Annotated in this window: 9 protein-coding genes; 4 read left to right on the forward strand and 5 right to left on the reverse strand. The window is 70.4% G+C overall.

The annotated features are described in order from the left end of the window. Nucleotides 1-93: 93 nt before the first annotated feature. Nucleotides 94-426 carry an ArsR/SmtB family transcription factor gene (locus tag BZY54_RS47260; protein ID WP_086731464.1) on the reverse strand — a complete coding sequence of 111 codons (333 nt, stop codon included), beginning with the start codon at nt 424-426 and terminating at the stop codon, nt 94-96. 166 nt (nt 427-592) lie between these two features. On the opposite strand from BZY54_RS47260, the gene BZY54_RS47265 reads away from it, so the two are divergent. Next, complete coding sequence (locus BZY54_RS47265) at nt 593-1,369, forward strand: class I SAM-dependent methyltransferase (protein ID WP_244217699.1); 777 nt, start codon at nt 593-595, stop codon at nt 1,367-1,369. A gap of 98 nt (nt 1,370-1,467) precedes the next feature. Here the strand turns inward: BZY54_RS47265 and BZY54_RS47270 are convergent, their stop codons facing one another. Together BZY54_RS47270 and BZY54_RS47275 are read right to left on the reverse strand one after the other, a co-directional pair. After that, nucleotides 1,468-1,740: a hypothetical protein gene (locus BZY54_RS47270; RefSeq protein WP_086731466.1), complete on the reverse strand. Its 273-nt coding sequence runs from the start codon at nt 1,738-1,740 to the stop codon at nt 1,468-1,470. A gap of 250 nt (nt 1,741-1,990) precedes the next feature. Continuing rightward, nucleotides 1,991-2,221, reverse strand: coding sequence for a DUF397 domain-containing protein (locus BZY54_RS47275; RefSeq protein ID WP_086731467.1), 231 nt, complete (start codon nt 2,219-2,221; stop codon nt 1,991-1,993). Between the two features lie 923 nt (nt 2,222-3,144). Here BZY54_RS47275 and BZY54_RS47280 point away from each other — a divergent pair. Then, complete coding sequence (locus tag BZY54_RS47280) at nt 3,145-5,292, forward strand: SpoIIE family protein phosphatase (protein ID WP_244217700.1); 2,148 nt, start codon at nt 3,145-3,147, stop codon at nt 5,290-5,292. A gap of 266 nt (nt 5,293-5,558) precedes the next feature. Further along, a complete protein-coding gene (locus BZY54_RS47285) occupies nt 5,559-5,924 on the forward strand; it encodes a VOC family protein (protein ID WP_244217701.1) in 366 nt (121 codons plus the stop codon). Between the two features lie 134 nt (nt 5,925-6,058). Here BZY54_RS47285 and BZY54_RS47290 read toward each other — a convergent pair whose 3' ends face one another. Next, a complete protein-coding gene (locus BZY54_RS47290; protein WP_208640984.1) occupies nt 6,059-6,910 on the reverse strand; it encodes a GntR family transcriptional regulator in 852 nt (283 codons plus the stop codon). A 737-nt stretch (nt 6,911-7,647) separates the two neighbouring features. Here BZY54_RS47290 and BZY54_RS47295 point away from each other — a divergent pair. Further along, nucleotides 7,648-9,837 carry a phosphocholine-specific phospholipase C gene (locus BZY54_RS47295; RefSeq protein ID WP_086731470.1) on the forward strand — a complete coding sequence of 730 codons (2,190 nt, stop codon included), beginning with the start codon at nt 7,648-7,650 and terminating at the stop codon, nt 9,835-9,837. Between the two features lie 247 nt (nt 9,838-10,084). On the opposite strand, the gene BZY54_RS47300 is transcribed toward BZY54_RS47295, so the two are convergent. Continuing rightward, nucleotides 10,085-11,141 (reverse strand): ROK family protein (locus BZY54_RS47300; RefSeq protein ID WP_143668375.1); only part of this gene is annotated, 1,057 nt, incomplete at its 5' end.

Genomic DNA, 11,141 nt, shown 5'->3' on the forward strand with positions numbered 1-11,141 from the left:
GCGGCTCGGGGTGGGCGTGGACGATCAGGGCGATGGGCGCAGCATCGAAGGTCGACATGAAAGAGATCATATCGACATATTGCGATGTGTCAATCAGATGCTGGTGCCGATCGCTCGCGCCAGCTGGGTCAGCCGCTCCTCGTCGCGCCGATAGTGCGTCCACTTGCCGACCCGGGTGGGGCGCACGAGTCCCGCCCGCTCGAGCGTGCTCATATAGCTGGAGACCGTCGACTGTGCGAGTCCCGACTTCGCCTGGATGTGCGTGACGCACACGCCGACCGAGCGGCGGTCCGCGATCGGCTCGTACTCGCCGAAGTGCGTCTCGGGATCCTTCAGCCACTGCATGATCTGCAGACGGGCGGGGTTGCCGAGGGCCTTGAACGCCTCGATCAGATCACCCGAATCCAATACCGCCGTCGCGGCCATGCGCCACCTCCCTCGTCCAGACGATCCGACACACCACGATATCTCGATATCGGATCCGCAGGGTTCTGGGCCGGTGACGTCATGACCCGCCGCACCGGTCGTCCTCCCCAGGGGCCTGGCCGCGGCGTGCGGAAGGCCGGGCATCGACGGCGCGGCTCATGGCAGGATGCTCGGCATGTCTGGTCGCGCGCTGAGCTTCGGGGTGGTGGCGGAAGCATACGAACGATTCCGGCCCGGGTATCCCGTGGAGCTCTTCGACATGGTGATGGCGTACGCGGGCCATCCCGTACGGACCGCCCTCGAGATCGGCGCCGGGACGGGCAAGGCGACCCGCCTGTTCGCGCAACGGGGGATCACGGTCACCGCGACCGAGCCTGACGGGTCCATGCTCGCGGAACTGCGCAAGCACGTGCCGCCGAGCGTCAGGACGGTGCGATCCGCGTTGGAGGACTTGCGGCCGGGCGAGAGGTACGGGCTGGTTTATGCGGCAGCCGCGCTGCATTGGACGAACCCGGAGGGTCGGTGGCCACGCGTGGCCGCACTGCTGGAGCCGGGTGGCGTGTTCGCCTCGTGCGGCGGCCCGATCCGACTGGCCGACCCGGCTGTGGAGGAAGCTGTTCGCGCGGCACGCGCACCGTTCTTGGACAGCGACGAGATTCCGTCCCCGGACGGGACGCCTCCGGATCACGACATGCAGTGGCCGGGGACGGAGCTCGAACGGTCCGAGTGGTTCACCGGCGTTCAACAGTCCCTGATCGAGCGGCGTTTCACGATGAGTGCTCGCGACTACGTCTGCCATCTTTCGACCGTCTCGGCCTATCTGGTCCTGCCGGCCCTGGAGCGAGAGCGCGTATTCGGCCAGATCGTGCAGGTTCTGCCGGACAGGGTCGAGATGGTCGCCGACATCACCGTGCATCTCGCGCGTCGGCACTACGGGGCTTGAGGACCGGCACTCCTCGTCGCTCGTGTCGGTTGTCCTTGAGCCGACGGGGGAGGAAGGCGCTCCGCGATCCTGGTCATCCGGCTACGGGCATGAGGTCCTCAAGGCGGGTTGGCGGCCATCCGGCAGGCACCGGTCGCGGCGCCGCCCGGCACACCGGCCCCGGTCAGGGCGGCCACACAGCCCTGCAGGTCGCCGTGCACACCCTGGGTACACGCCGCTGTGACGGCCGCCGATGCTCCGACGCCCGTTTGCTGAACCATGTTCGTGCAGGCCGGGATGTCCGCCTGGGCGGTGGGGGCGGCGAATGCGGCGCCGCCGAGTACGAGGGCCAGACCGGTGAGGACACCGGGGGCAAGGGTCGATGTGCGCATGGAGGACACCTGTTGGGACAGCCGCGTATGGCTGACCATGGTCAAGAGACACGGGTCTGGGAGAAGATCCTGGCGCTGCGACGCGCAGTCAGAGGGGATTCCAGCCCTGTGATGAGGTGCTCTGACGGGTTCCTCTGATGAGTGGCTCTCCAGTGAGGAGCGCGAGCAGATACTGGCGATAGAACCGCTCAGGCGGAATCCGCACGAGCGAAGCCGGGCCCGGCTAAGCGTTGATGATGCGCGAGACGTTCTAACCGAACTCGCCCTCGCGTACACCTTCTCGGAACGCAGCCCATTCCTCTGCGGTGAACCGCAGAGCGGGCAGGTCCCTGTTGTTCGAGTCACGGACGGCGACGGCACCGCCACCGAGGTCTGCCACCTCGACGCAGTAAGGCGTTGTCTTGTCCATGCTCTTGCTGCTCTTGACCCAGCGTGCTTCCGTCAGGTCAAGCGCATAGAGTGCGGCCTTCCTCGCTTGCATCAGAGACTCCTTTCGTCGCTCGGTCGTGTGTTCTCTTTCCACCCTCACCCGTTCGCTGGAACCCTGCAACTGACAAGGTGGGCGCCATGATCGCGACGATTGGCAAGGATGGTCAAGGGTGCCCAGACGATGCGCACCTTCAGGTTCGGGGCTCCCTCCCGGCGGTCCGTTCGCGCACCCACCACACCGACGGTCCGGCGTGCGGTTGCTGGAGCTGCACGACGCCGCGTCGTTCCGTCCTACCGCCCGGACCACGGTATGTGGCAGGGCCCGCTGGACGAGCTGCGCCGCTACGTCGCCCAAAGGTATGGCGGTTGACGGGCACTTGGCGGCGGATCCGCGGGGCTACCTGCGACGCGAACTCAACTCCGGGAACGGCGGCAGCGCGTGCTGGAGGCGGATGCCGCCGACCCGGACTCGCCCGACCGGAATTTGTTGCAGCCGTTGCTGGAACTGCCGGTGCGGCACATGCCGGTGATGGTCCGTGACAGGTCTCCGAACCCTATCGGCGGCCCCGGGGTGCCGGCGGAAGCGGTTGTGGAACGTGTGGAGCGGATCAGTGCAGCGGTCAGCGGGCTGCGGCGAATGTCCGCGGCATCCGCCGCGGCCAGGGGTCCGGCGCACGACCGATGTCAGACTCGACCACCATGAGCGACTGGTTCCTGCGGCAGGAGTACGGAGGCCGATTCGACTGGGCCCCAGCGGTGCTCGGCAGCGGGCACCGGACGCCGGACCCCTGGTGACTCACGCGCCCGGTGGCCCGTGCAAGGTCCCGTGGAGTGTCGTAGAGGGTTCGCACCCCTCCTGGCAGCTGGAGCGCGGACCTTCGAGGTCGTCATGCGGAAGGCTGTTCAGTACCATCGAGATATGCATTAATCAGGCATTTCCGACTGCTCGCGCGCGGAGCGTACGGAGGTGGCCGGGTGGGTTCGCAAAGTGGTGAGGATGCCAGGCTGCTCCTCGATCCGGACAGCCACTTCAGTGTCGGCGGCATCGGAGCCGTGCTGATCGAGGGGCTGCTCTCCCAGCCGCTGGTCGACCTCCTCGTCCTGGACACACAGCTGCAGATCGTGCAGGCCGAGCTGCGCGTGCCCGGGGTGGTGAAGCTGTCCGCCGAGGACGTCGTCGGGCGCCCCTTCACCGCGGCGATGGAGTACTCCGATCCCGACGCGGAGATCGCGGTCAGCCGGGCGGTGCTCGCCACGGGCACTCCGGCCGTGGACCGCCTGGTGGGGATGTACGCGGCGGACAGCCTGCGGATCCACTCGGTGAGCGTCTTCCGTCTCCAGGACCCGCAGGGGAACGTGATCGGCCTGGCCCGGACCACGGTGGACGTCACCGACCGCGAGAAGGCCCACGAGCGGCTGGCACTCCTCTCCGCCGTGCGGGAGCGGGTCGGGCGGACGCTCGACACCACCGCCACCTGCCGGGAACTGGTCGACACCGCGACCGTCCGCCTCAGCGACCTCACCGGCACGGCGGTGGCGGGGGCGGAGGACGTCCGCTTCGCCGACATCGCCGGAGTGGAGATCGTCGACGGCGTCGTGCGCGGCGACGATCCCCCGCTCACCCCCCTCGACCCGGACGTCACCCTGCGCCACGTCGCCTCCCGCGGCTGCGAGGCGTACCTGACGACCTACCCGCTGGGCGAGATGCGCGCCGGGTCGGGCGAGACCCCGTACGAACTGGTCCTGTCCGATCTCGAACCACGCCTGTTCACCCTCACCCCGGACACCCTCTGGGACCCGGAGGTCCGCACCCCTTCCACTCAGGCGCTGCTGGCGGCCGGGGTCCGGAGCGTCATCCTGATCCCGCTCACCGTGCACGGCGCCGTGTTGGGCCTGGCCTACTTCTACCGGTGCAACCCGTGCGATCCGTACGACGACGGGGACCTGGACATCGCCCGCGAGATCGCCGCCCACGCCGCCCTCTGTCTCGACAACGCACGCCGCTACACACACGAGCGGCTCGTGGCCACGACCATGCAGCGCCGCGCCCTGCCCCGCAAGCCGGTGCCGCAGACCGCGGTGGAGACGGCCTACGTCAACCTGCCGGGCCGCCGGGCAGGCTACTGGTTCGACACCATCGGCCTGCCCGGAGCCCGCACCGCGCTGGTCGTCGGCGCCGTCGCCGGGGAGGGTATCGAGGCCGCCACGGTCATGGGGCAGCTGCGTACCGTCGTCCATACCTTGGCGGCCGAGGACCTGGACCCCGACGAACTCATGCACCGTCTCGATTCCACCGCCACCTCCCTGGCCGAGGAGCGGGCGGCACTCCCGCCCGCCGACCCCCTGCACCGTGAGGCGCTCACCGCCTCCTGCCTCTACACGCTCTTCGACCCCGTCGCCGGCACCTGCACGCTGTGTCGCGCCGACCACCCCGGCCCACTGATCGCTCGCTCCGGCAACGGCACCGAGAGGCCCGACGTCCCGGAAGGGCCACCCCTGGGCAGCGCCGAGAAGGGACCCTTCGGCAGTTGCACCTTCGAGATGCCGGAGGGGACGGTCCTCGCCCTGCACACCGGCTCCCTCCTCGCCGACGACCGAACAGCATGGGAGGTCCTCGATCAGGAGCTGCGCCGCCCCGACCGGCCGCTGCGGGAGCTGGCCGACGCCATCGTCAGCGCCCTCCCGGAAGGCACCCGGCCCAGCGCCGCCCTTCTCCTGGCGCGCGCCGGCTCCTTCCCGGCCGACCGCGTGGCGACCTGGGAGCTTCCCGACCACGTCGAGGCCGCCGCCACCGCCCGCGAGGTGACCCGCCACCAGCTCGCCGACTGGGGGATCGGGGAGGAGACCGTATTCGCCGCCGAACTGGTGGTCAGCGAGCTCGTCACCAATGCGGTCCGGCACGGCGCACCCCCCATCCGCCTTCGGCTGCTCCTGGACCGCGGCATGACCTGCGAGCTCTATGACGGCGGCAGCGCCGCACCGCACCTGCGCCAGGCCCGGCCGAGCGACGAAAGTGGCCGGGGCCTGTTCATCGTCTCGGAGGTGGCCGACCGGTGGGGCGTGCGTTTCACCGACAGCGGGAAGGTCGTCTGGACCGAACAGGAGCTTTCCGACCGCCCGTGACGCAGCCGTCGGGCCGCCGCGTGATCGAGTGGCGGCCGAAACCCGGTGAGCCAGGCGCGAAGATCCACCGCTGATGACGGCCGCGTCGTGCGGCGTCACCGGGCGTCTCCGGCGCCGACCTGCACGATCGCCTCGGCCCGAACCGCCGGCGCGGGATCACGCCCATCCCTTCCCGGCGCGGTCCGCGCCCGGCCAAGCTATACGCCGACAAAGGCGATCACCCCCATCAGATGGTCCAGGGAAGAGGCTCGATGCATAGAAGCCGTGTGTACGCTCTCCTGATCGACACACCCGAGGCCGAGGCTGCCCAGGCAGCGGACTTCTGGTCAGCAGCACTCGGAGTCTCCGCCCGGCCGTTCCCGCCGGCACCGCAGTTCACCACGCTCCACCAGGCTCTGCCGGGGCTGGTCACCGCGGTCCAAGCGGTCGACGACGCACCGCGTATGCACCTGGACATCGAGACGGACGATGTCGAAGCGGAGACCACGCGACTGATCGGCTTGGGTGCCGAGCAGGTGTCGCGGTGGCAGGAATGCCGTGTGCTGCGAGTGCCCGGCGGTCACTTGGTGTGCGTACTGCCGGTGGAGAGCGACCCCGACGCCTTTCGGGCACAGGCCAATATCTGGCCATGACGGTAGAGAGAGGTCTGCGACCCGGCAGGAGGCAGCGGCGGACCACTACCGTTCGGTGAACACCAGGAGAACCTTCTAAAGGGCCTGGGGGAGTGGTCGCCGAAGCGGATGGCACGGGGCCGACCGTCACGGGCCTACGTCGCGCGGGACCGCCCTGTTCCACCTCGCCGACCGGTGCTGCGCTCATCGACCGGTCCAGGTGCCCCACCGCCGTCCTCCGCACCCTGGGTCCCACGTGCGGCTCGTCGACGTCGGGCCGGTGGAGCAGCCGGTCGCTCGTCGCGGACGAAGAAGGTGACCATGTCCGGACGGTAGCGGTCGTCGGCGACCTCGAACGCCGTCCCGTTCGGCTCCCGCGCCACGCGCCGCTGCCGCAGCAGTGGGGCACCGGCGGACACGTCCAGATGGCGGGCGTCCACCGCGTCCGCCGCAACCGCGTCGATCTCCTGGTCCACCGATCCGAGGTCCACGCCCTGCGCGGCCAGCCGCTCGGTGACCGACCCGTGCTCCACGTCGACGCCGAACAGCAGCTGGCCCACCCCCTCCCGGAACACGGACCGCTCCAGCATCGTCGGCAGCCCGTCCAGGAGCCGAAGCCGCAGCAGCCGGACCACCGTGGTGTCCTCGTCCACGTGCAGCACGGCCGCCTCGCGCGGCTCCGGGCGACAGCGGACGATCTCCAGCGTGCGGGCGCTCGGCACCCGCCCGGCGGCCCGGGCGAACCGGGTGAAGTACGTGAATCCGGCCATGGGCTGACGCAGCACCGGTGACGCCACCCGTGCCGGTCGGCCCTGCCGGGTCTCGATCAGGCCCTCGGCCCGCAGTGTGGCCAACGCGTGCCGCACCGGTCCACGCGATGTGCCGTGCGCGGCGCACAGGTCCGCCTCGGACGGCAGGCTGGCGCCGACCGGCAGTTCCCCGGACGCGATCGCCTCGCGCAGGGCGCGCGCGATCCGCTCGTGTCCCGTCTCCTGGTTCCTCGGCACCGCCGCTTCCCCTCCCCCTCGCCGGTACGCGCCCGTGGCCCGTGTCGCCACGGCCTCCCGGCTCAGACCATGGTGCACCACCCCGCGGCCCGCTCCCCATCCCGGGTCTACGCCGTGGATCGCGCCGGTGTACGAGCGGCATACCTGAGGGGTCCACATATCGCTCCGGCCCATGCAAGATTGAACAACGCAAGACAAGTTGGGAACTTGTCTTGATAGGTTGCCCTGGCTGCCGAAAAGCTGCAGGCGCCCATCGATCACTTGCCGCCACCATGCTCCCTCGCCCGGGCGGCCGCCCACCGAAGGAAAGGCACTCATGCCCGACCTGACCCGCCGCCGCCCTTGGGGCACGGCCGGCACCGCCCCGACGCCCACGGCCCGGCGCGGCTCTTCTCCCAGCCGCGACCGGACTGACCGGACGAGCGCCCCGACTCCGGGAGCGGGCGCAACTGCCGCTATGGGAGCGGGACATCGGCTTCACCGGTACGCAACCGATCCTCAGGCGTTCATCCAGCGACGGCCGTCGCACAGGTAGCCGCGCGCCGTACCTGCCGTCTGCCGCCAAGTTCTCCCACCGCAGGCGGACTTCCCACCGCTCGTTCCCACCGCGCAACCAGACCTTCCCGCCGTACGGCCGACGGCTGCCCCTGCCGGCCAGGTCACCCCTGTCCCGGAGGCCGTCGGGCCGTGCCGCAGCCCTGCTGCGTTCCGAGCGTCACCTCGAAAGGATCACGCACATGTCGCATGTCGACGAGCCCACCGAGCACCTTCCCGAGACCAACGCCGACGGCTCGCTGGCCGGCACGACCGGCCGCGTTCCGCGAGGCGTTCCCGCCTCCCTCTTCCGTTCCGGCCTGAGTCGGCGCCGGCTGCTCCAGGCGGCCGCGGCATCGGCGACGGCCGCTGCGACCACCGGCCTCACGGCGGCGGGCACCGGCAAGGCCGTGGCCGCGCCGGCCGACACGGCAGCGGTCGCCACCGGATTCACCGGCACGATCGCCGATCTCAAGCACGTGGTGATCCTCATGCAGGAGAACCGTTCCTTCGATCACTACTACGGCATGCTCCCGGGCGTCCGCGGCTTCGGCGACAAGCAGGCCCTGCAGTACCCGAACGGCACCACCGTCTTCCAGCAGCCCGACGCGAAGCGGACCGACGGCGGATACCTGCTGCCCTTCCGTCTGGAGACGGGCAAGTACAACGCGCAGAACGCCGGCGGCCTGCCGCACGGCTGGACGGACGGCCACAACGCCTGGGCGATGGGCAAGAACAACGGCTGGATCGCCGCCAAGGGCGAGCAGACCATGGGCTACTTCACCGGCGAGGACATCCCCTGGCAGTACGCCCTGGCCTCCGCGTACACCATCTGCGACCACAACCACTGCTCGATCGCCACCAGCACCAGCCCCAACCGCATCTACATGTGGTCCGGCAGCATCGATCCGACCGGTGCGAACCACGGGCCGGCCATCACCAACGGCGGCGACTACGGCTACCGATACACCTGGGAGACCTACCCCGAGGCCCTCCAGAAGGCCGGGGTGTCCTGGCAGATATACGTCAACAACGACACCGACAGCAACTGGCTCGGTGACTACACCGACAACACCGTACGCTCCTTCGCCGCGTTCAACCCGGCGCAGCCCGGCGCCGACACCTCGCCCGACGGGCTGCTCGCGCGCGGCAACGTGCTGCAGACCCACACCAAGCCGACCGGGCCCAACTCGAACGAGAACGTCGACTACGTCCTCAAGGACTTCATCGATGCCTGCAAGCCCGGCGCGGAGCAGCCGCTGCCGGAGGTCTCCTGGATCGTCGCGCCGTACCTGTGGTCGGAGCACCCGGCCGGCGCCCCCGACTACGGCGCCGTCTACACCGACCGGGTCATCCGGGCGCTGCACGAGAACGAGGAGCTGTGGAAATCGACGCTGCTCATCCTCTCCTTCGACGAGAACGACGGCTACTTCGACCACGTGCAGGCGCCGCTGCCGGAGCCCGGTACGGACGGCGAATTCGTGCAGGGGCTGCCGATCGGTCCGGGCGCGCGGGTGCCGATGATCCTGGTCTCGCCGTGGACGCGCGGTGGCTTCGTGTCCTCGGAGGTGTTCGACCACACCTCGATCATCCGGTTCCTGGAGCACTGGACCACGAGCCTGGGCAAGCCGGCGATCTGCGAGAACATCAGCGACTGGCGCCGGACCGTGTGCGGTGACCTGACCTCGGCGATCGACTTCTCCGCGGCCGACACCTCGCTGCCCGACCTGCCCTCGGTCGACGTGCTGGTCGCGGCCGCGGAGCACGACCGGACGCTGCCGTCGATCGCCAAGGCGATCCCGGCCACGGGGCAGCAGTCGATGCCGACGCCGCCGTCCGGCCGGCTGAAGGCGCGGCCCGTGCCCTACCAGCAGCACGCCACCGTGGCCGTCGACCGCACCAGTGGCAAGGTCACCGCGACGCTCACCAACGAGGGTGCGCAGGGAGTCAGCATGCAGCTCTTCCCCGACGCCTACCGCGACTTCGAGGCGACGCCGTTCACCGTCACCAAGGACGGCGCGAAGCGCTACGAGTGGGACACCGCGACGACCGGCGGGAAGTACGCCTTCAGCATCTACGGCCCCGACCGGTTCGTGCGGTCCTTCGCCGGAAGCGTGGTCCCCGGCGGACGGAACACCGGTGCCGTCCCCCAGGTCGAGGCCGAACTCGTGCCCGGCCACCGCACCTTGCGGCTGCAGTTGTCCAACGGCGGACGCGACCAGGTCCGCTTCACCCTGGCCGCCAACGACTACGAGGGCGGCCACAGGACGGTGTACGTCGGCCAGGGCAAGCCGGCCGTCGTGGAATGGCCGACCGACCAGGACGGCTACTACGACGTGGTCGTCACCGCGGCCGACGGCTTCCGCTACCGTTTCGCGGGCCGGATCAGCTGACCTACGGCCCACGGCCCCGGCGCGTTCTGCGACGCAGCGCGAGCTCGCCGGGGCGGCGCACTGCCCGCCATGGCTGCGTCACGTGATCCGCAACGAGAACCGTGCCCGACCGGGGACTCTCAGGGGTTTGGGCGCCCCTGGGAGCCGCCGGGTGCCGACAGAGCGTCCGGCCGGGCCGAGGAGGCAGGCAGGGCAACCGGTGGCCGTCCGGCAAGGTCGGCTTCGTCCGCCCCTGACGGCCGTCGGCTCAGAACAGGCCCGAGACCGGTGCCTGTCCGGCCTCCACCTCGTCGAGGGCCCGGCGGATCCCCCCGACGGCGACGGAGCTGTCGCCGAGCGCGGACATCTCCAACCGAGGAGTCGTCAACAGCCGGGGCCGCAGGTGACGTTCGACTGCTTCGAGGAGGGGAGCGCCGCACCGTGAGACACCTCCGCCGATGACGATCAGGTCGGGGTCGAGCACGAGTGCCGCGACCGCGATCCCGCGGACGAAGCGGGCCGCCGTGCGTTCGAGCGTCCGCACGGCCGCCTCGTTGTCCCCGCGGGCGGCCACGGTGAAGAAGGCGGCCGCGTTCCGGGACCGGTCGGGGGTGGTCAGCGCGAGCCGGAAGGCCTCGTCCCCCGAGCGCCGCGCCTCGTCGACGGCGATCTCGAGGATCGCCGACACGCTGACGAGGCGTTCGAAGGCGCCCATCCCGTCGCCCGGCTCGGCACGGGCCGCCGGCAGGCCGTCGCCGGTTTCCGACGGCGCGGTCAGGTCGGCGAAGCCGAGCTCACCGGCGCCCGAGGCGGAACCCGCGTGGACCCTCCCGCCGATCAGGATGCCGAGGCCGATGCGGGCGCCCCACTGGACGAAGACCGTGTTCCGGCTCTCGCGGGCCACACCGGTCCACCTTTCGGCGAGAGCACTCAGATTGGCCTCGTTGTCCACGTGTACGGGGCAGTAGAACCGGTCGCGCAGTTCCTGCCCGACCGGCAGCCCCGCCCAGCCGCGGATGCTCGGCGCGAGGCGGACGGTGCCCGAGGACTCGTCCACGATGCCGGGCGTTCCGACCCCGATCGACCAGATGTCCGACCGCCCCAGGCCGGCCTGGGCCAGTGCCTCGTCACCGCACCGCGTGATCGCCGCGAGGACGTCAGCGGCGGCCCACCGACCGGACGAGTTCTCGATCCGGTGGTCCGCGACCACCCGTCCGGCGAGGTCCGCCACGAGCACTCGCACCTTGTGGGGTCCGGCGTCGATGCCCAGGACATGCCCCCGCTCGGCGCGGAAGCGCACCCGCTGCGCCGGACGGCCGCGGCCG

Origin of the sequence: Streptomyces carpinensis (assembly GCF_002154505.1) — a bacterium.
GTDB lineage: Bacteria > Actinomycetota > Actinomycetes > Streptomycetales > Streptomycetaceae > Streptomyces > Streptomyces carpinensis.

Coding starts and splice junctions, on each gene's coding strand:
- BZY54_RS47260 (WP_086731464.1), bottom strand. CDS start 426: ATGGCCGCGACGGCGGTATTGGATTCGGGTGATCTGATCGAGGCGTTC.
- BZY54_RS47265 (WP_244217699.1), top strand. CDS start 593: ATGCTCGGCATGTCTGGTCGCGCGCTGAGCTTCGGGGTGGTGGCGGAA.
- BZY54_RS47270 (WP_086731466.1), bottom strand. CDS start 1,740: ATGCGCACATCGACCCTTGCCCCCGGTGTCCTCACCGGTCTGGCCCTC.
- BZY54_RS47275 (WP_086731467.1), bottom strand. CDS start 2,221: ATGCAAGCGAGGAAGGCCGCACTCTATGCGCTTGACCTGACGGAAGCA.
- BZY54_RS47295 (WP_086731470.1), top strand. CDS start 7,648: ATGTCGCATGTCGACGAGCCCACCGAGCACCTTCCCGAGACCAACGCC.